At 41.2% G+C, this 21,993-nt stretch carries 15 protein-coding genes; 5 read left to right on the plus strand and 10 right to left on the minus strand.

Annotated elements, in window-relative coordinates; genetic code table 11:
* Positions 1-33 precede the first annotated feature (33 nt).
* The 6 genes from dnaN to DQW11_RS16220 form a co-directional block, all read right to left on the minus strand.
* Positions 34-1,158 carry a DNA polymerase III subunit beta gene (dnaN, locus tag DQW11_RS16195; RefSeq protein ID WP_113925147.1) on the minus strand — a complete coding sequence of 375 codons (1,125 nt, stop codon included), beginning with the start codon at positions 1,156-1,158 and terminating at the stop codon, positions 34-36.
* 137 nt (positions 1,159-1,295) lie between these two features.
* Positions 1,296-2,984 (minus strand): gliding motility-associated ABC transporter substrate-binding protein GldG, encoded by a 1,689-nt coding sequence (gldG, locus tag DQW11_RS16200; protein ID WP_113925148.1) that lies wholly within the window; start codon positions 2,982-2,984, stop codon positions 1,296-1,298.
* Complete coding sequence (gene gldF, locus DQW11_RS16205) at positions 2,981-3,703, minus strand: gliding motility-associated ABC transporter permease subunit GldF (protein WP_113925149.1); 723 nt, start codon at positions 3,701-3,703, stop codon at positions 2,981-2,983. Before gldF ends, gldG begins: the two co-directional genes overlap by 4 nt.
* A 4-nt stretch (positions 3,704-3,707) precedes the next feature.
* Positions 3,708-4,613 carry a gliding motility-associated ABC transporter ATP-binding subunit GldA gene (gene gldA, locus DQW11_RS16210; RefSeq protein ID WP_113925150.1) on the minus strand — a complete coding sequence of 302 codons (906 nt, stop codon included), beginning with the start codon at positions 4,611-4,613 and terminating at the stop codon, positions 3,708-3,710.
* Between the two features lie 507 nt (positions 4,614-5,120).
* On the minus strand, positions 5,121-7,778 hold the full coding sequence (locus tag DQW11_RS16215; RefSeq protein ID WP_113925151.1) for a DUF5686 and carboxypeptidase regulatory-like domain-containing protein: 2,658 nt from the start codon (positions 7,776-7,778) through the stop codon (positions 5,121-5,123).
* A gap of 255 nt (positions 7,779-8,033) precedes the next feature.
* Positions 8,034-10,829 (minus strand): carboxypeptidase-like regulatory domain-containing protein, encoded by a 2,796-nt coding sequence (locus tag DQW11_RS16220; protein ID WP_113925152.1) that lies wholly within the window; start codon positions 10,827-10,829, stop codon positions 8,034-8,036.
* A gap of 261 nt (positions 10,830-11,090) precedes the next feature.
* Here DQW11_RS16220 and DQW11_RS16225 point away from each other — a divergent pair, with 261 nt between their 5' ends.
* The 5 genes from DQW11_RS16225 (at position 11,091) to DQW11_RS16245 (ending at position 19,005) form a co-directional block, all read left to right on the plus strand.
* The gene (locus tag DQW11_RS16225) at positions 11,091-13,571 is read left to right on the plus strand and encodes a TonB-dependent receptor (RefSeq protein ID WP_113925153.1); all 2,481 of its coding nucleotides are present in this window, start codon (positions 11,091-11,093) and stop codon (positions 13,569-13,571) included.
* Positions 13,568-14,644, plus strand: a complete 1,077-nt coding sequence (locus DQW11_RS16230) for a DUF4249 domain-containing protein (RefSeq protein WP_113925154.1) — start codon at positions 13,568-13,570, stop codon at positions 14,642-14,644. The genes DQW11_RS16225 and DQW11_RS16230 overlap by 4 nt, the downstream gene beginning before the upstream one ends.
* A gap of 714 nt (positions 14,645-15,358) precedes the next feature.
* Positions 15,359-16,108, plus strand: coding sequence for a DUF6733 family protein (locus DQW11_RS16235; RefSeq protein ID WP_232826770.1), 750 nt, complete (start codon positions 15,359-15,361; stop codon positions 16,106-16,108).
* Between the two features lie 405 nt (positions 16,109-16,513).
* Positions 16,514-18,439: a molecular chaperone DnaK gene (gene dnaK / locus DQW11_RS16240; RefSeq protein WP_113925293.1), complete on the plus strand. Its 1,926-nt coding sequence runs from the start codon at positions 16,514-16,516 to the stop codon at positions 18,437-18,439.
* Between the two features lie 191 nt (positions 18,440-18,630).
* On the plus strand, positions 18,631-19,005 hold the full coding sequence (locus tag DQW11_RS16245; protein ID WP_113925155.1) for a co-chaperone GroES: 375 nt from the start codon (positions 18,631-18,633) through the stop codon (positions 19,003-19,005).
* 107 nt (positions 19,006-19,112) lie between these two features.
* Here DQW11_RS16245 and DQW11_RS16250 read toward each other — a convergent pair whose 3' ends face one another.
* From DQW11_RS16250 to DQW11_RS16265, 4 genes are all read right to left on the minus strand, one after another.
* A complete protein-coding gene (locus DQW11_RS16250; RefSeq protein ID WP_113925156.1) occupies positions 19,113-19,463 on the minus strand; it encodes a hypothetical protein in 351 nt (116 codons plus the stop codon).
* A gap of 227 nt (positions 19,464-19,690) precedes the next feature.
* Positions 19,691-20,014 carry a hypothetical protein gene (locus DQW11_RS16255; RefSeq protein ID WP_113925157.1) on the minus strand — a complete coding sequence of 108 codons (324 nt, stop codon included), beginning with the start codon at positions 20,012-20,014 and terminating at the stop codon, positions 19,691-19,693.
* 106 nt (positions 20,015-20,120) lie between these two features.
* A complete protein-coding gene (locus DQW11_RS16260; RefSeq protein ID WP_113925158.1) occupies positions 20,121-20,420 on the minus strand; it encodes a hypothetical protein in 300 nt (99 codons plus the stop codon).
* A 299-nt stretch (positions 20,421-20,719) separates the two neighbouring features.
* Positions 20,720-21,895, minus strand: coding sequence for a porin (locus tag DQW11_RS16265; protein WP_113925159.1), 1,176 nt, complete (start codon positions 21,893-21,895; stop codon positions 20,720-20,722).
* Between the last annotated feature and the right edge of the window lie 98 nt (positions 21,896-21,993).

Raw genomic sequence — 21,993 nt, forward strand, 5'->3', positions numbered from 1 at the left:
TCTCGGTTCCTCTATTTTTTTGAAAATCTAATTTTAGACGTAGTTGTTTAACATTACCGGCATCACCAGCATCAGGATATCTTCATTGTCTGACTTGTCAGATGGTACGATCAATCCGGCCCTGTTTGGTGCAGAAAACTTCAAGGTCACTTCTTTGGAAGAAAGGTTATTCAACATTTCCACCAAGAATTTTGCATTGAAGCCGATCTCAATATCTTCACCGTCATGGTCACATGACAATCTTTCATTTGCTTCGTTGGAGAAATCAAGGTCTTCAGCAGATATCTGCAATTCGCTTCCTGTCAATTTTAACCTTACCTGATGGGTAGTCTTATTGGCATAGATGGCGATCCTTCTCAATGAACCCAAAAACTCCAATCTGTCGATGGTCATGTGGTTTGGATTGTCCACAGGGATGACATTTTCATAATCCGGGAATCTCTCGTCAATCAACCTACAGATCATTTTGATGCTGTTGAACTTGAAGTAAGCGTTGGAATTGTTGAACTCAACTGCTACCGGAACATTTTCAGAAGGCAGAGTTGATTTCAAAAGGTTGAGTGCTTTTCTCGGGATGATGATGCTTGCACCATCTGCTGCTGCCACATCTACCCTTCTGTATCTTACCAATCGGTGTCCGTCAGTAGCAACAAAAGTAGTGTTGGTGCTGCTCAGGTTGATATAAACCCCGGTCATGGCAGGTCGCAACTCATCGTTGCTGGTTGCGAAAATCGTATTCGAGATCGCAGAGCTCAATATTTCAGTAGACATGTCCACTGAGGTTGGGTTGGTCACCGTTGGAATTTTTGGGAAATCCGTTGCGTTTTCCCCTGCCAGCTTGTAGCGTCCATTGTCAGAACTGATTTCGATACTGTAAGTATCTTGGTCAATGCTGAAAGTGACAGGCTGTTCAGGAAGGTTTTTAAGTGTTTCGATCAAAATCTTTGCAGGAACAGCAATGTTTCCGTCCTCCCTTGCCTCGACATCTATCTCTGTAATCATGGAAGTCTGCAAATCAGACGCTGTGATGGTCAATTTCCCTGCTTTGATTTCAAAAAGGAAATTTTCCAAAATCGGAACCACCGGATTGGTAGTTACTACGCCGTTGATTGCTGAAAGCTGTTTTAAGAGTGCATTAGAAGAAACAATAAATTTCATATGGGAGGGTCTTTATTTTCGTTTTTTATTGAACATGGTAAATTTATAAATAAAATTATAAAAGCTGCCCTTGACTTACACTTTAGAGTAAAAAAATCAGAGGCTTGAAGGATATTTTACCAAATGTTTTTTGAATTTCAACTTCTTTTGGAAAATGTCCGCTTTTTGATGCTGATCCAAACCATCCCCAAGATCGAGAATAAAACCACAGGTACAAGAATGTTGATTACCTGCCATTTTGATTTCTCGTTTTGCACCTTGATTTTATTGAGAGGGCGGATCTGAAACTGTTTGGTCCTGGTGGCAATAATGCCCTCAGGTTCTACAAGATAACTGATCGCATTCAATAGAAGCTGACGGTTGGCATACTGCACATTGCTAAATGGATCTTGTCCCAAAGGCAGAGGATTTCCATCTGTGGGAGTGAGATCGCTTTGGAAAAGACTGCCCGTTCCGGCAACAATGACTTTCCCTTGAGATCCAGATTCCTTGAAACCCATTTTGTCGGCAGCATCAGGTAGAAACCGATTTTTGAAAAAAGAAGTAAAATTTCCTTCCAGTAAGTATAGCAAAGGAAGGTTTTTCAATCCAAATTCATTGAGGTCAGGCTCATTTTCCATGTCTACAAAAGCCAATCTTACCGGTGCAGGGGATTTTTTGGAAAAATCCGAACTGAAAATCAAAGGGGTTTTTCTAACGCCATCTGCCTTTACAGTATCCAAAGAACTTGAAAACTTAAACATCACCTGATCCAATCCTTTGGTGATGGGGTGTGAGGCCATCTTCCCTGCCAAAACAAAAAACGGCCAAGGCAATGGTACCAACTGTTGCTGATCTCCAAAATTACCTGCCATGACAGGATAGCGACCAAAATTCATGTCCTGAATCAAATCTTTGTTGACCCTGACGCCATACCTGAAGAGCAACTGGTCCAGACCATTTTCAAAAGGCATAGCCACCGTACCCTCTCCGCCAGCCTGCGCCATGTCATAAGCCAAGGCATCAATCATAAAAATGATGTTTCCCCCATTCATGAGGTATTGGTCGAGGAGATAAATTTCCGTTTCTGTGTATTTTTCCTTTGGCCCCGAAACGATCATAATTTTGAAAGGGTCTAAGTCAGAAGGTTTTTTTGCCTGCTCCAGGGGGACTTTGTACACCTCATAATTATCAGCGAGTGCCTCCACAATCCCAAATCCCTCATCAACACTCAGTTCTCCCTGCCCCATGGCAAGTCCAATTTCAAAAGCCTGTTTGCTGATCAGTTTTCGGATTCCGTTGATCAATTCAAATTCAAGATTTTCCACAGATTGGTTGAGAACCTGATCAGGTCCCATACCCATTTCTCCCCTGAGAAGCAGCGAACCGGTCTCAAATTCTGCATTGCGGATGATTACACCCGGGAAAATGAGTTTTGATTTTTGCCCGCCATCTTCATTGACATAAAGGTTGGTGGGATTGATGCCGTATTCTGACAATCCTACGATATAGTCTTCTTGTTCCTCTTTTGGCAAAGCCAAGGGATCCTGATAATAAAAAGTAATTTTTTCGCTGCTGTAAGCATTGAATGTTCTGATCGTCTCCTCGATGGAGCGCTGAAGCCTCCTCATGCCGCCGGGGAGATTGCCGGTAAGTAATATTTCCACTTCCAAAGGTTCTTCCAATGATTCCAAAACCTCGACGGTCGCAGGATGGAGGGAATACCTTTTGTCTGAAGTCAAGTCAATTCGATAAGGAACCAATGTCGCCAAAACCCAAATCACAACCAGGATACCGGTAATGATTCCAAGGTTTTTGATAAACGATATGTTGGCTGATCTTTTCATTTTCTACGGATTAAAATTCCCGTCAAACCCAACATCAATACAATCACGGAAAGAAAATAAGCAATATTCTGTGCGTCAATCACACCGCGACTCATACTTTGGTAATGGTAGCTGAGGCTCATTTCTTCCAAAAACAAAGCAAACGGACTCATCACCTGAAGCTGCACCAAGGCCGTCAGCCCAAAATAAAGAAGGAATGAAATAAAAACTCCCAAGATAAATGCCACGATCTGATGGGAAGTCAGGGCCGATCCCAATATCCCAATAGATGCAAAAACCGCCCCTATAAACACCAATCCGATCCATGAACCAAAGAAACCTGCATGGTCAATATTTCCGACAGGATCACCCAACTGAACGATACTGTAGTAGTAAACCAAGGTGGGAAGCAAAGCCACCACGATCAAAGTCAGGGCAGCAGCGTATTTGGCAACAATGATTTTGGGAATGGAAAGCGGGGAAGTCATGAGGATTTCCCATGTCCCGGACTTCCTTTCCTCGGCAATCATCTTCATGGTAATGGCCGGTACAAGGAATGTGAAAACATAAGGAGTGTACACAAATAAGGGCTCCAAGTCTGCAAAACCATATTCCAACACAGAAGTGTCAGGAAATACCCATACAATCAAACCCAACGAAACCAAAAAGACCCCAAGGATCAGGTAACCGCTCAGGTTACTGAAAAATCCGTTGACTTCCTTCCAATACAGTGCGCGCATCGGCTTAGCTTTGGGTGATTTGGTGAAAAATAGATTCGAGGTTCTTTTCCTTTAGCTGAATGCTGACGAGTGTCAGATTCCTTTCCTTAAGGATTTGAAGTAATTCTTTTCTTGCAACAGCGGCATCTTTCACCTGAAGCTGAATGGCTTTATCGGAGTTGGAAAAAGTGATTTCGCCCAAGGGCGCAAACCATTCCAATAAAAGAGATTCCTCTGTTTCCAATATCAAAACTGATTTGCCTGCTTCGGATTTTAGGTTTTTCAAAAGGTCAGAAGCAACGATTTTTCCTTTGGATATGATTACCACTTTGTCACAAATGGCTTCCACTTCCTGCATGATGTGGGTGCTGAGAATCAATGTTTTGTTTGCGCTGATATTTTTGATCAGTTTCCTGATTTCTACCAGTTGGTTGGGATCGAGGCCTGTGGTGGGTTCATCGAGGATGATCACCTCGGGATCGTGGATCAGGGCTTTTGCCAAGCCAACCCGCTGTCTGTATCCTTTGGAAAGTTGGGAGATTTTCTTTTGGGCCTCGACTTCCAATCCACAAAGCGGAATCAGTTCTTCAATCCTATTTTTTAGGGAATTTCCTTTTAGTCCGTAAAGTCCCCCGATAAAATCCAAAAACTCCCGGATGTACATATCATGGTAAAGCGGATTGTGTTCGGGCAAATAACCGACCAAGCGGCTGACTTCTTTGGGATTCTGAAGGACGGAAAGTCCATTGACAAGGACATCTCCCTGATCGGGCAAAATAAAGCCCGTCGCAATTTTCATGGTGGTGGATTTGCCGGCGCCGTTAGGACCCAAAAAACCCAAAACTTCTCCCTTCTCTGCCACAAAAGAAACCTCATCCAGCGCCTTTTGGGAGCCGTAGGTTTTGGTCAGCCTGTTAACTTCTAATGACATGTGTGGGATTTGGGTGGCTAAATTAAGGACTTGTCATGGCTTAATCAAAGTCTATAAACCAAAAAAGGCTTCTAAGAAGCCCCGATGAAAGTGAAATAACCAAAGGTTATTCATCTTTATTGATATTAAACCTTACAGCTGCCAATATAGAAGGCTTTGCGGTAAAATCAAAATTTGGGATTTGGTTAATGGGTTATTTGGTTAATTGGTTAAAAAGTTGGAAGGTTGGTTACCGATAACCTTTGAGGTCTTTTATTGACCTCGAAGGTTTTGGGTTTAAGATGATGTTGTGGGTATTTGGTTATTGGTTATTTGGTTAAGGGTTAATGTGGTCGGCAGTCCACGGACCACAGACCACTACTTCCAGGAGGAGGGAAATTCCGAAATATTGATGCCATTTTTTGAAATTGATCATCTCCAATAAGCAATGGATTCAAAAACAATATCTTAATATCACAATATCCAAATATCAAATTCTAGAAAATTTTGCTTCTTACCCAGGAGAAATTAATCTTCAAAATTGACATTGATAAAGCTTGCTATACCAAACCTGAACCCTCCTCTTTGGTAATTGCTGTTTTCGAAGCCGGCACCCATTTCTACCCTGAAGATCCTGAAGAGATTATCTAAAGAGTAACCGACTTCCCAATAATGAGGAGAATTTTGGGTTTTGAGGTAATTGAAAAATATGTTTTCTCTCACTCCCGAAAACCGCAACATCGGCAACTGTGTCAGCAAAAACTTCCTGAACTGGTAATGCACAATCCCGCTTACATATTGGGTTTGGGTACTGTATTGATAGTAATCCAAAAACCTGTAATTGGCCGCCACACCCATATTGGCAAAGATGGTCCTGTTACCGCCAAAATGCTTGAAGTCCATAAAATACACCCTATCATTATTCAGAAAGGCACCGGCACTGACATTGAAATCCAATTTGCCGCTCACCCCAAAGTTGAAGAAATGCTCAATGCTAGCTTCTACCAAGTCAAACTTTGAGGCCATCGCATTATTGAAAACTCCCGGAATAGCTTTGGTATATCTGAAATTGACCAAAGGGGCAGATTCATACAATGGGTTTTTTCTGCCGTTCCTGATATAATACTTCAATCCAGGTCTCCATTCGATGTTATTGGTCCAGATCAATGCATGGTGGTTTTCAAAAGCCACCGGATCAGCTTCAATGTTTTCAGGTCTGTTTGGGGTATATTCCCGCTCAGGTCGATTCCAAAGACTGACATCAGAATTATTGAATAATTCACGCCTGAAGGCATAAGTCACATTGGTTCGGTAAGTTAAACCATCCGTAATGCGGTGGTTGTAATATCCTTTCAGGAAAGATTGCTCATAAAGCTTCATGTAATTTTGCCTGAAAAGCAAGGAATACAACATGTTGACTTGTTCTGAAATTGGGTTGTCTCCATTGAACTGGAAAATGTATTTCCCGCCTGTCAACCCAACAGTATAACCGGGACGGCCTTTGTTGACTGATCTTCGGATATCAAGCGTTCCGTAAGGCTGCTGACTGGAAAATCCATACCTGAACTCAGGCCTGAAATTCCAGGATCTCCTGTGCATGGTCACCGAATCTGCCATTTTGGTGGACTTTTCAATTCGGTAAAAACCTGCCAGGCCAAACTTGAATCCTTCCACTGTATTAAAGGAGATTTTTGTCAGGTTGGTGTGGAAACCTGCTGATTTGCCTTTGCCGAAGGAATAGGATCCTCCCGTCAGGATTTCTCCGGGCTTGAAGCCACGTCTTGCTTTCTTCGCAACTGAATCCACTTCACTGACTTTGGCGGCTTCGATGACTGCCAAGCTATCATCTCTTTGATATCCCCGGATTTCTTTTTCAGTCAGTTTCACTGGACGGATGCTGTCCCAATAGCTCAAATCCCGTTTTTTGGCAAGTGAATCAATCGTGTAATTCCTGTTGGAAACGACTTCTGCTTCCTTGCTTTGTTTTAATTCTTCCTTTTCATATTCATTGACAAGCTTCCTAAAATCTTTCCTTGTCATCTTGTCCGCTTGTGCCATTTGCTCCAGACTTGATACACTTTTGTTGAAAGCAGTCACATCCTTGGGAACTTCGGTGACTTTCTCATCGATGATTTCAGTCTCAGCAATCATGTCAGGGTTGAGTGTCACTTTATAGTCGCGGGTGGATGCGAGGTATTTGTATTCACCGGCAAAACCAAAAAACTTTCCTCCAAAAGTGTAAGTATGCGTCGAGGGCATCCATACGTTCTCGGCTACAGGCTGATAAATCTGCTTCACCCCTATCGAAAATCCAAGCAAAGACGTCGTCAGGTCCAAGCTGTGGATCGCCCAAATGTCCTCAATGATATAAATGTATCCCTCAAAAACCCGCTCCCCTCTTGACCTTGGCGTCACTTTGATCTTATTGACCATGACGCCGTTTTCTACAAATGAGCCTTCATATTTGAATTGATAATACGCAAAGGCAGACGGCGCAAGCGGCGTAACTGCTTCATTGATTTTGGCATTGTAAAAGCTCGTGGCAATGTAAGGGGCCGGAGAAGTGGCGTTGTTGTCCCCGTTTGTCCGGATACTGATTACTTTTTCCTCTACAGTATTGGGCTGCTTGAAAGTAATTTTTGATACTGATTCAGTTGTGTAGGCTTCGTTGAGTTTGACTCCTTCTTTTTCCAATTCCTTTTTCATAAAAAAAGGAGCATCTGTAAGTTGCCCGGTACCCTTGAGGTAAACCATCATGCTGTATTCCTGCACCTGAAGTCGATGGAATTTGGCTTTGGAAATCGCCTTCCGCATAATCGTCAAAGCCGGATCTTCCTGTTTGGTTTTGACGGTGACTTCCTGTAAGGCATATACCTGCTCTTCCAATTCGAAGTTAAGTTCCTCCCAATCTTCTGTGATGACGACTGTTTTGACTTCCGAAGCAAAACCCAAATATTGTGCTAGCACGTCATAAACGCCTTTTTTGAGACGGAATTCATATTCACCGTTTTGGTTGGTCGGAACGCCATCACCCAAGTTGCGGACATAGATGGAGGCAAATGGCAGAGGATCGCCATTTTTGCCGGTAACTTTCCCCCTGATGCCTTGGGCATTACCTTCCGTAAGGATTGCAAAGAGGAAAAAACACAAAAAGATTGGTTTGAAAAATCGAAAATAAGGGCTCATGGTTGTGGTAGTCAATGGTGTTGGAAAAATAATATTTAATGTTCTAACGAGCCAATTTTATTGTGGTTGTTGACAAAAATTAACGATAAGTAAAGGTATTTAAGGATAATTAAAAAGTGGAAAGGGGACGGAAGACCGAAGACGGAAGAATGGGGCAGTTTCTCATTGAAAACATATTATTAAATGGTAAAAGTTTTTAGCTGTCAACCTTGTGTCGTGATTTCGATCTTTCATGGCGAATCTAAGATTCTGTGCTCATTTAACCGGAATTTGAAAAACACGGTAAAAAGGTATCCCGTCAATGCTCATGCCTTCAATCTTCAATAACATGCTTTTGGTAGACTTTGGAAGATTGACTGAGAAAGTAAAGCTTTCATTCTCTACATCGGTTTTGGCGTTAGGATTCCAATAAAGCGATGGTCTAGATTCGGGGATTTCAGATTCACCCAGTTGGACCGGAAATTCTTTGACGGGAGTAAATCCTCTTATTTTAAATATTTGAAATTCTTCACTGTTGAAAACCTGATCAGGATCCTGAGGGGCATTTGCCCCTTTTTTGGTATTTACCATGATTACTCCTGCAAATCCCGCCATGCCAAACTGGGGAGCATTGAAAGTGTAGACTTCAATAGATTCAACTTCGGCAGCAATAAACGTCTTTAATACTGACATTGTAGTTTCATTGGCATCTGTGATATACCTATTACCGTCAATGATTAAGAGCGGTTCTCCATCATTTATTCCCCAATTAAAATTCCCTAAACCACCCCCTTGCATGTTCATACCGATAATCACATCTAACGTTTGCTCCGGAAACTTCTCCAAAAAATCCTGACCTATACTTCGGTCTCCTTTTCCATAACCATAGTTTTTGTCCTCCATGGTTTGCTTTTTTTCCTCTTCCAGAAGGAACTCCTCCAACTCCACATATTCCCCATCAAAAATATCAAGCTTCCCAATTGTGGATTTTGGCTTGGTTTCCAATTGAAGTTTGGGCAATTCCACATTCACAGGCGGGCTTGTTTTTTCAGAGATCGACACCTGTCCAAAGGACTTTCTGTTTTTGTTCAAGGCAGCAAGGGCAACTTCAGCAGAATCGGTAAATGAAAGGCCTGTACCCCAAAAATACCCGCTGCTGTCAGATTTGATGATTCCAAAATCGGTCATCTCTCCCAAAACCACAGTCAAGGGAACTGCCAAGGGCTTTCCCTTTTTATCGGAAAAATATCCCTCCAAAGAAATCCCGAATTCTATTTTGTGTCCTTCCTCCGGAAAATCATACTCGGCGAGTTCTGTTCCTATCCAGTCTAATTCTGTTTCAATGGTCTGCTGCTCGCCGATGAAAGTGGCCAAATCCGCATCAATCAGTGAAATACTGAAATTACCTTCCAATAAAGTACTGTCGGGTTCCTGTACTGATAGGCTGATTGTAGTCCTATTGAAAAGTTCCTCTCTTGTAATCTCTGAGGAAAATTGGATAGAAACTTCTTCTTCACTTTGATCTTTGGTCAGCCAAATATCCGATGCCACCACTTCCCTGTCACCACTGATGAGGGGCAACGGTTTGTAAAAGAAATCTGTTTCTGGAAAATTTCTCATCCAACTGGTGTATGCCCGGATGGAATAATTTCCCGGTGGAAACCCTGCAGGAATCTGAAGCTGACCTTTGGCTGATCCAAAGGCAATGAGGAAGGTTTCCTTCAATACAGCCTCTTTATTCTCATTGACCAGGTCAACGTACAAAACCCTGCTTAGCGAATCTTGAAAAATTGCGTTTTGGTAAAATATTCTAGAAGAAAACCAGACTGTTTCACCCGGTGAATAGTAAGGTTTGTTAAATGTCAGGAAAGGTTTTTCACGGAGGTTGTTCCATTTATCTTGGTTTATCCGACTGCTATCCACTTCCGCCAACAACTTTAAATTCTCCAAATCCGGTCTGAAATCATGGGGCAAAGACCTTGCAACACGCTCTCTTGCGACATACCCGGAAAGTATCAACTCTCGGGGATCCATCATGACACCATTGGCATCCACTTCAAATTTACAATTCGGAGCATTGATCCAAGAGATAGGAAAAGGTCTATTTGTATAATAAGTGCTGGGCCAGTACTTTTTGGTAAAATGAACTTCTACATTTTCCGGCCACTCGACTACGAAATTGCCATTTGGTAAAATTGCAGTTACCAAAGAATCCAAAGGAAGTGGCAAAAGTGAACTGCCTATCTCCTTATCAAAATTATTGGACCGCTGTGTTGATGCGATATTTTGCACTATAAATGCTTCAAACCCCTCACTATCGGCTTCATTGCGTACCAAAGACTGTAAAAGGTGCCGCATTGACCCAAAATACGCTGAATTCCTATATTCATCCCATGTCGATTCTGTCCCATTTTCAGGTTTTTCTATTTCTTTGAAATTGACAAGACCATAATATTGGAAACCATTCTTTGTCTGAAGGTATTCCTGAAGATGGTAGTCAATCTCATAGCCAAGTGCTCTATTGGCCACTTTAAGAGGTTCCGAAGAACTTGCCGCAAGATACCTGCCTATTCCTTCTGCTTTTCCTTCCTCAAAGTCAATGACCCAAGGGTTGAGTATTTCATTCTTTTTGAAAAATGGATCATCCGGTACGGCGAGAAACACGCGCTCAAATTTGCGAAGGTTCCTTTCCCAAGCCTTGTCCCTTTTGGCAGAAAGAGAGACCTCGTCAAGTTGGTCCTCTTTTGGAGTCAATTCAAAATTGACAGTAACCTGGTTTCTCCCTCCAAAAGAAACCTTCCTGTATTTGGTAAAATATCCTACGAAGGATGCCACGACTTCAGGGTTTTGGGGCAAGGAACCACTGATTCTAAAATTCCCATTGATATCAGTCGTGCTTCCCAAAGTAGTATTGTTGATAAAAACATTGGCAAAAGGAAGAGATTCACCGGTCTTTTCATCTACGACCTTGCCTGAAATAACCTGAGCTTCCGAAAAACCATAAACCAGCAAACCCAATGTGAGAAGGGTGATTTTTGCTAGTTTATATTCAAGAGCACATGGTATAATCATTCATGACGGCATTTTGGGCATTGAAAAATAGGAGTGGTAAGTTAAAAAAATCCTACTAATACCTATTCAAAATATTTAATTTAAGACTGCAAGACAATGGTATATTTGGCTTTTCCCAGCCAAGGATTATTTCATTCGGTAATTTTTTAAGTAAACCTAAAGTCAAATATCATTAATCCAAAAAATCTTGAATTGTCACAGAAAGGTTAAATAAATCCTTTAATTTAACATCTCCAATTAGCCCTATAACCACAAAGAGCAGTGACAGTCAAAAATCAAAACATTTTTTCAGGTCTGAATGTAAAAAGCCAACTTACAAGAGGTTTATTCAAGGTGATTTTGCTTTTTGGTTTGACCATACTTACCCAATTTTTCCTTGGTATCCCCAATCTTCAAGCACAGACTGAATTCACGGAGGTGAAATTTGATCAGGGAGATCTTCCAAAAAGAGCCCAATATTTTCTTACGGGAAAAGTAATCCACTTGGAAAATGGTGAACCGCTGTCAGGGGTTTCCATTCACATTGACGGTTTTTTTGCAGGAAACAACACAGACAGAATCGGGCAATATGTCCTTTCCTTAGATTCAGGAAGGCACCGCATTGTATTCCGTCAATTTGGAAAAAGACCCGTCCATTACCTGATCGAACTCTATGGAGACGGCCAATTAGATGTAGGACTTGTCAACCTTGACTTTGAGTTGGAGGCCTTCACAGTTGAAGCCGACGAAAGGGACAGGAATATCCGCAGTCCAATCACAGGGGTGACCAAAATGGACATCAATGATATCAAACTTGTCCCGGCATTTATGGGTGAACCGGATGTGTTCAATGTCCTCCAATCCATGCCGGGAGTGACATCAGTCGGTGAAGGTTCCGCAGGAATGAATATCAGAGGCGGTCAGGCAGACCAAAACCTGATCATGATGAACGAGACCATTGTCTTGAGCAACAGTCACGCTTTGGGCTTTTTGTCTTCCTTCAACGGTGATGCACTCCAAAACTTCACCTTATATAAAGGTGCAGTACCGAGTTATTTTGGCGGGCGGAGTTCTTCAGCCCTGAATATAGAGATGCGGAAAGGTAGCAAAGAAAACTGGAAAGGAAGTGTCTCTTTGGGAACTGCCTTGAGCAAAGTGATGGTGGAAGGGCCCATCGTACCTGAAAAGACCTCAATGATTTTTGCATCCAGGCTATCCAATGCCAATTGGCTTTTGAACAAAGCAAATGAAGTAGATGTACAAAACAGCAAAATAAACTTTCACGATATTTATTTGGGCATCAACCATCAGTTTACTGAAAAAAACAACCTCGATTTTAACCTGCTCAATACCGGTGACTATTTCAGATTTTCCAACCAATTTGGATTTGATTGGAACAATCTCGTGGGTTCACTCACCAGCCGAAACCTATTGACAGATGATTTGTCATTGGTTGGAATGGTGGCCTATGGCTCTTTTAACAATGGCTTTTTTGAGCCTTCCGTCGTGGATCCATCCAAAATCGAAAATGGCCTGTATTATTACCAGGGAAAAATAACCGGACTGTTGACCTTGGAGAAAGTGGATATCAACTTTGGTGCTGAGGCAATCCAATACCAAATGAGGCCAGAATTCTTGAGTCCTTTGACTCCTGAATCAGGCATTGCGGCCAAGACCGTCCAAAAAGAAAGGGGAATGGAATATGCACCTTTTATATCTGCAGACTGGAATCCAAACGAAAGCCTTTCCTTTTCCGGCGGAATCAGGTATTCCAATTATGTGCAGCAAGGTCCTGATTCGATCTTCAGGTACGAAGAGGGTGTGCCGATTTCCAGGTTGACGATTGTCGGGGTAGATTTCGTAGAAAGCGGAAAAGTCGTCAAGTACAGTGGCTTTGAACCGAGATTTTCATTCAGGTGGACTTTCGATGAAGTCAATTCCATCAAAGGCGGCTATTCTGTAATGAACCAATACCTACAGACCATCTCCAATGCCACAGGTCCCACGCCCATTGACCTTTGGCAATTGAGCACGACCTACATCAAGCCACAAAGATCCCACAATGCTTCTTTGGGATTTTTTAGAAATTTCAAAGAAGACGAATGGTCAACTTCTTTTGAAGGTTTTTACAGAACCACAGCCAACCAATTGGAATACCGGGATTTTGCAGATCTATTTTTGAATCCACACATTGAAACTGAATTGATCCAAGGGGAAGGACTTGCCTACGGTGCTGAGCTTTTGATCCAAAAAAACACCGGCGGTATCACAGGTTGGCTTGCCTATACCTTCAGCAGGTCGCTGATCAGGACTACATCTGAATTCCCCGAAATCCAGGTAAATCAGGGAAATTGGTTTGCGACTAATTTTGACAAACCCCACAACATCTCATTGGTTACCAACTTTCATATCGGAAGGGGACGTACTTTGAACACCAACGTCAATTTTTCAACAGGCAGACCGGTAACGGGTCTTTCGTCCAACTACGTAGTGGGTGGAATCTTTGTGCCTAATTTTGGAAACAGGAATGAATTCAGGATTCCTAATTATTTTAGGATTGACTTTTCCTACCTGACCAACGGCTTTGTCAGAAAGTGGGACGACAAAATCAATTTTAGCGTCTATAACCTTACCGGAAGGAGAAACGCCTATTCTGTCTTTTTCCAACGTGAAGGCAGGATTCCGAGATTGGTACCTTATCAGATTTCAATATTGGGATCAGCTTTCCCTTCTTTTACCTATACTGTTGCTTTTGGAAAATGATCAAAACCCATAAAATATCCTTCAGATTCATTTTGGTATTCTTTTTATACCTGTTGCTTCCTTTTTCCTGTATTGACAAGCTTGATTTTGTGGGAGAAACAGAGGAAGGCCAATTGGTAATCTATGGCTTATTGACCGACACCGATGAAAAGCAAGTGGTAAATGTGAGTCAGACGACAATATTTGGATTTCCACCAAAAGGAGTCCCAAATGCCCAAGTCTCCCTTTTGACATCCTCTGGAGAGAGGTATAGTTACTTTTCTATCGGAAACGGCGATTATGAACTGAATGATGTAAAAGCCATCGAAGGCAAAAGTTATGCCCTAGAAGTGGTATTGGATGGAAATGTGTACCTGTCAAAATACGAATCAGTACCAAAATGGCAGGCAGAGGATGTCCTGAGTTTTACCTTTACCAATGAACCATTCCGGACAGAATCTCCCGAATCTGTCTTTACACTTAATTCGGAGACAACACTTCCCGCAACACAGGATCCCATTTACCTAAGATGGACAGTCGAAGAAACTTATTTTTGGCCTTTGGTTTGGTTAAAGGGAACAGGTTTTCCCCCACCACCTCCGCCTCCGTGTTTTATTTCAGATGCCATCGAACCAAACCGTCTCAATTTATTTGACGGCTCGGGGACAAGCACCAGGAAGGCGACTTTTGTGATGGGCAAAAGAATGGTGGACAACTCCTTTTTGTATCCGTTTTTTTTCAGTGTCAAGCAATTGAGCATCAACAGGGAGGCCTACGAATATTGGGAAAAAATCAAAATCGTCATTAACAACCAAGGGTCGCTTTTTGATATTCCGCCTGCTCCTGTTTTTGGGAATATCTCCAATGTTGAAGACCGAAATGAGATTGTGCTGGGGTATTTTGAAGTAGCGAAAACAAAAGTAACCAGGATTAACACCACCAGGGCGGATGTACCCTTTTATCTGGTTGATCCCTGTCTTTGGTCTCCTGTAATACCTGAAGACTCCTATGCTGCCGAATGTAGAAGCTGCGCTGTCAGGGCACAGGGAAGAAGATGGACAAACGACGCCCCTGAATGGTGGAAGTTTGATTAGAAAATATTTCAATCCCAAAATTCAATGCATATATCCCGGATAGTTACAACAGATAAGGTATTTATAAAAATATAGAGTTCCGGGTAGCGTTCTATCCGCATTATTGTATTTGCCATTTCCACCTCGTGTTTTGACAGAATGGAATTTATTGGAAATTTTTATATACCACCTGCTCCTGTTTTGGAATATTACTTTATATCCCAATCCCACAGAAGGAGTTTTGGGCTTGTGATGTTGCAAAAGAAAAATTATAAGGATTTCCACAAATAGGTGCGACATACCTTTTTTTCTTAAGGGCCTTGTGATTTTGTAGCATTTTTCGATTTAACTACTTTTTCAACAGTTAGTACTTTTAATAGAAGCTTAGGGATGGATCTGTTTTAGCTTAAACATATCAAATTGGAAGTTTATATGGCAATGATTAAAACCAAAAACTTAAAATTTCCAGACCAGAATATCACCGGCGATGTCTAAATCACCCGTCTACTATTTCAAATGATACCCTTTCCTGTGTATGAAGTTTTACAAGAATTTTTTTAGGTATAAAAATTTATAATGTTTATTATAGATATGTTTTATAAACGAATTTTAGGTTAAAATGTGTTACTTTTTGATTTGTTAGGTATTTTCGAAGCTATGATTTACATGTTTGACATATAAATTCAAATATGTGGTCAAAAAACAAACCTATATTTTACAAAACCTATTAAACCTATGAAAAACAACTTTACAAACCTCCTTAAAGGAGGAACAGTACTTGGCGTTATGCTTATGGTACTATCTATGACAAGCGTAATGGCGCAGGAAGAAGAAGAAGAAACAGACGACTTCACCTTTAACGTCACCCTGAATTCCGATCAGTTTTTCGGATTTTATCCCGTCTTTCAAGGGGGATACAGTATCAGTGAAAAAACTGACTTTACATTTTATGGCATCCTTTGGTCCGGTGGCACAGGAGCAGCATGGGGAAACTGGACTGAATTTGGAGTCGGTTTAAATTTCAAAGTTGCTGAAGGAGTTGCAGTAAATCCTCAAATCGGTATTTTGGGAGGAAACCTGCTTTCATCCGGTACTGCAGGTAGCGGCCGGTTGGGAGATGGTATCGTTCCAAACCTGACTGTCAATTTGAATAAAACGAAAACTGAAGGACAGATTTATGCAGGTTTGTATGCGCCTTTGAGGAATGAAGCTCCTGCAACCGGTACAACATTATCTTATCTCCATTATTGGGTAAATTATGGATATAAGGTTTCTCCCTTTTTCTCTTTGGGTGGACATTACGAGCACCTGATCAATACAGGAGGATCCAATGTTGAGACATCCACTGATGTCTATCAATGGTTAGGTCCCTATATCCAATTTACAAAACCAACCGGCGGTCCGTTTGCAAGATTTTCGTTTGGTACCGATTTGGTTGAAGGAAACGATTCATTCTTCAAGCTGACTACAGGTTTCAGCTTCTAACATATGAAAGCAAGGCCGGTTTTATTACCGGCCTTTTTTTTTTAAAAGGATACCTGCCTTAAAATCACTCCACCACAAATTTTCTAAACACAATCCCCTATTGGATTTCTACCCACCCAAATGAAGTACGGTGCTCCCAATTTTTACCTTTATAGCATTTCTCCTTTTTATTTATCGACTTTCAAATAGGCTTTCAATTGAGTTTCGAAATCTCACATACCAAAAGCAAACAGCCGAAGTCTGCCATTTCTATGAAATAATTTCAGTATGACGTAATCCTTTTACTAACCTATTGTCATTTAGTCTGTCAAACTGACACGTTAAATAGTGAATTTCTGATTGGCACATGAGTTGTCTAATAGCTTTCAAATCAAAGTCGTAATCAATAACAGAAAATATAAAATCATGGGAAAAATCATAGGTATAGACTTGGGTACCACCAACTCCTGCGTTGCCGTAATGGAAGGTAACGAGCCAGTGGTCATCCAAAACAGCGAAGGAAGAAGAACCACGCCATCAATAGTGGCCTTCCTGGACAATGGAAACGGAGAAAGAAAAGTAGGTGACCCTGCAAAACGTCAAGCTATCACCAACCCCTCCAACACCATTTCCTCTGTGAAGAGGTTTATGGGTAAAAAATTCTCAGAAGTATCTGATGAGAAAAAACACGCATCTTACAAAGTCGAAAAAGGAGCCAACGACACTGTCGTAGTCAAAATCGGTGACAGGTCTTACACACCACAGGAACTATCTGCCATGATTCTTCAGAAAATGAAGAGTACAGCAGAGGATTTCTTGGGACAGACTGTCACAGAAGCTGTCATCACAGTACCTGCATACTTCAATGATGCAGAGCGTCAGGCAACCAAAGAAGCCGGACAGATCGCCGGACTTGAAGTCAAAAGAATCATCAACGAACCTACCGCTGCCGCATTGGCATACGGTATGGACAAGAAAAACCAGGACATGAAAATCGCTGTGTATGACCTTGGCGGTGGTACATTTGATATTTCAGTTCTTGAATTGGGTGATGGTGTATTCGAAGTGAAATCCACCAATGGTGATGTACACTTGGGTGGTGATGACTTTGACCAAAAGATCATCAATTGGCTTGCAGAAGAATTCCAATCTGAAGAGCAGATCGACTTGAGAAAAGACCCAATGGCACTTCAGAGATTGAAAGAAGCTTCTGAAAAAGCAAAAATAGAATTGTCAAGTTCTGCTTCGACAGAAATAAACCTTCCTTATATCACTGCCACCCAAACAGGTCCAAAGCACTTGGTGAGAACCTTAAGCAGAGCGAAGTTTGAGCAGCTTACAGCCGACTTGGTAAAAAGATCAATGGATCCTTGTATCAAAGCCCTCGCAGACGCCGGACTGAAACCATCAGATATTGATGAGGTGATCCTTGTCGGAGGTTCTACAAGAATTCCAAAAATACAGGAAGAGGTAGAGAAGTTCTTTGGCAAGAAACCTTCCAAAGGTGTCAACCCTGACGAAGTTGTGGCCATCGGTGCTGCGATCCAAGGAGGGGTATTGACAGGTGAAGTAAAAGACGTGTTGTTACTCGATGTAACTCCACTGTCCTTGGGAATCGAAACCATGGGAGGTGTTTTCACCAAACTGATCGAATCCAACACAACCATTCCTACCAAAAAATCAGAGGTATTCTCCACTGCTTCTGACAATCAGCCGGCAGTTGATATCCATGTATTGCAGGGAGAAAGAGCTTTGGCCAAGGACAACAGGTCAATCGGTAGATTCCAATTGAGTGACATTCCACCATCTCCAAGAGGGATTCCACAGATCGAAGTGACGTTCGACATTGATGCCAATGGTATCTTGAACGTATCAGCCAAAGACAAAGGAACCGGCAAAGAGCAAAAAATCAAGATCGAAGCTTCTTCCGGTTTGTCTCAGGACGATATCGAAAGAATGAAGCGAGAAGCAGAAGCCAATGCGGCCTCTGATAAAGCTGAAAAAGAAAAAATCGAAAAATTGAACCAAGCTGACAGTCAGATTTTCCAGACAGAAAAACAACTGAAAGAATATGGTGACAAACTTTCCGATGGCAACAAAGCCAACATCAGCGCTGCTTTGGAGGGATTAAAATCCGCTCATGCTTCCAAAGACCTTACTTCCATTGATTCTGCCTCCGAAGCTTTGAACAAAGCGTGGGAAGCTGCTTCTCAGGAAATCTACAATGCCACCCAAGGTGCAGGTGCACAACCAGGACCTGATGCCAATGCAGGTGCGGGTCAAGGGGCATCCAATGCCGGAGACGGTGTGTCTGATGTAGATTACGAAGAAGTGTCTGAAGACAAAAAGTAATTTTCAATTAACCAAATATGCGACGGCATCTGTATGAAAGTATGGATGCCGTTGTTTTTTGAAAGAGCTCAACCCACTCACAAGAATTACGATAAAATCAAGTTTGCAGGGGAGTCTCAAATCTCGCATCTCGCCTCACCCTTCTCGGCTCTAAATCTCAAGACTCATATCTCCCATCTCACGTCTATCCCATGAAACTCACTCCAGATAACAAACTCAAGAAACTCATTATAGTAGGTGACAGGGTTTTGATCAAACTCAGAAAAGCTGACGGAAGAACAGCCACGGGACTTTACCTTCCTCCGGGAGTTCAGGAAAAGGAAAAAGTGCAACAAGGCTATATCATCAAAACAGGACCTGGATATCCGATCCCTATGCCGGCAGAAGACCGGGAACCTTGGATGGAAGCAGAGGAAAAAATCAGGTATGTCCCACTTCAAGCAAAAGAAGGGGACTTGGCTATTTTCCTATTAAACGGTGCATTTGAAGTAATTTATGAGGGGGAAAAATATTTCATCGTCCCACAGCATTCTATCCTGATGCTTGAAAGAGAAGAAGAATTATGATTCCTCATTATAGTTAAGCCATCCGAAAACAATTATTGAATTTTAGTTTTGTTTCGGATGGTTCTTTTTTGGATGGTAAATTCACACGCCAATCCCTATGATTTCCTCTATAACTCCAACAGGGTTTCTTTACCTGCGATTATTTGTACAACCTTGATTGTTTGAACAGGCTGTTCATTTCCTAAAAAATATTCCAATACATAGGTTCCAGGCAAAAGATTTTCAATGATTAAATTGTTGACAATTTGGCCTGTTTTGACCTCCGACCCTACCGGAATAAAACCTCCACGTATCTGGAAAGTACTTTCTGTCGCAAGTCTATATTGCAATATATTCAATGAAGATACCTGCTTCATTCTAAGGGAACCACTAGTTGGGTATTCCGGAATTTCTGTACAAGAAACAACAAATAGAAATGACAGGATTATTAGAATCCGGGAAATTAAATCGGTTTTCATAATAGTTGGTTGATGTGTTTTTAAATCAGAATAGAAGATATCTATTCCAAATTAGCCTTGACTTTGCCTTCAAAAAATCAAATAATGACAAACGAGAAAAATCAAACAGGAAAGTCTAAAATATTACTCCAGTTAATCCAATTGCACAAATCAGTTGTCCAATATTAAGTAGAGAAACAGCCATGCTTCCGGTTAAATTGGAAGCATTAAAAAAAACCTGTTGAAACTCACCCAACAAAAACTTCCACTTGTCTACCTGGAATAATCTGAAAAGTCTTTACAACTCCCCCGGCAACAATCACATAAGTTCCTTCCAATAAATCAGAAACCACAAATGAGGTTCCCAAAATACCGGTCCTAATCCAGGGATTGATGTCGGGAGAGTTTCTTAATTGCACATAAACCTCCGCAGGTGCAATAAAGTATTCTGTATTTGGAGAGAAGTTTCGAGAAGTAAATAACACAGAACCTGTAACGGGCTGATCTTCCCAGTTTATACAGGAAGACATCAAGACCAAAATCAACAATAAACTTATGGCAGAAATTTTCATAGCTGTAGGAATGTTTTGGTTAAAAGTAAAATTAAGTTTACGGAAAGCAAAAAAAAAAAAAAAAAGGACGTATAAAACGTCCTTTTTAATTTATTTTGGATACGGATCAATCATTCTTCCAAGGTTGTCTGTTTTTGGCTTTTGGACCGAATTCTCTTTCATCGCTAACCGGTCTTGATACCAATGCTACTTTTTCGGTTTCCATTTCCCAAGCTTTTGCATTCTTGAATGCCGGACCTTGTTTTTCATTAGGCGTTACATTGACCATGGCGGTCGTTTTTTTGGAATTATCTTTCCATGGTTTATAATTCTTGGCAGCAGGTCCTTGTAGGTCCTTGAATGCCTGGGCGTTTACTACAAATATTGTTAAGAAAAACGCGAGGATAAATAATGGGATCTTTTTCATATTTAAAGTGATTTGGGTTTTCAAATTTTCAGTAATATATACGTGAAAACCAAAAAATGTTTGACCAAAACAGACTTTTATATATTTTTTTACAATAAAAAAGAAATTAAATACTGTTTATGGAAGTATAGAAATTCAAAAATCGGGTAATTTTAAACCATGTTTTCAAAAAAAATCCAACTATATAAAAAAATTGAATTCCGATTGAACCAATTGGAAAGGTTTAGGCATAAAAAAACCAAAACCTGCCTTCTTTTTTATTGAAGACAGATTTTGGAAAAAAATTTAAGAAATTTCGGTTAAAAAGAAAAAACTGCTGCCAAAAGGAAAGAAGAAAGGTTTTTGGAAGGATCAAGTGAATTGTTCAGGAAAGTATCTTCGGAAGTGGTATCCATCCTTAGTTCAGGAATCAAGGAAAAATTCTTGGTTACTTTTACATTGCCTGAAAGTGTCAATGCAAAAACATTTCCATCACCGTCATCATTCAAACCAACTGCACCATCAATACCGGTGTTGAAGACAGAGAAATATTCACCCCTTGCACCAAGTCTGAATTTTTTGGATACTTGGGACTGAAGATAGATAGCCGCTCCATAAAAACCAGATGGATCACCGTTAGCATCCTCAACGTCGTCCGGACCTGTGACAATCTCTCCAGGAGCAATGGTATTGTAGGTGGTGTTAAAACCTAAATAAAATTTCTCAGTAAGGTTAAGACCCGTTGTAAGATCAACTTGGAATGTCCTTCCTGCAGAAACCTGACCTGTATTTATTGGAAAATCTACATCGAATTTGCCATCCTGGTCACCATAAAGGAAATTCAAGTAAGTGTTTCCCATTTCTCCAGCATAACCCAATTGCGCTCCAAAAGTATAAGTCTCAAAATTATTGAATTCCGTCATATCCGTTGGGTTCATAATGGCAGCCATAAAGGTAAATTTCTCTGACAAGTCAATATTCGCTTTGATACCTGTATGGGAAAAAGGTCCATATGAAAACATATAGGAGGTGGAATAATTAAAGTTGGCTGTTGGTGATATAACCTCATAGCCCAAGTAGGTATTGAAATTACCAAAGGTCAAAGTAACCGCATCAGTGACATTCCAATACACATACAGTTGGTTGACCATCTGAGAACTTCCTGCAAAACCTCCTGTATTCATAGGAGATCCGAATACAGCATCCTCCCCACGGGGTCCGAATACCAAGTCAGCTACAACACCGACTTTACTTCCTTCATATTTGGTGATCAAATTGAACATACCGAGAGAAAAACCCGGAAGATTACCAAATGATGTATTTGGGGATTGGGCAAACTCACCCTTTGTGGGACCATTGAAATTTTTGCGGAAATACACGTCTGCAGAACCTGAGAAGGACAATTTACCTTCTTCTTCCTCCTCTTCTTCTTGAGCAATTACAGGAACAGAAATTAACAATAATAGGAATATTATTAGCGCATGAAGATTTTTCATTTTAGTTTTGATTATCGGTTAAACATGATTTAGCTGAAGAGAACCCTGACCCAATCAGAAAGAGAGTCGCGTTTTTTTCCTTGGGCAGGGTTCTTGCT

It is taken from the genome of Cognataquiflexum aquatile, assembly GCF_003316845.1.
Taxonomy (GTDB): Bacteria; Bacteroidota; Bacteroidia; order Cytophagales; family Cyclobacteriaceae; genus Cognataquiflexum; species Cognataquiflexum aquatile.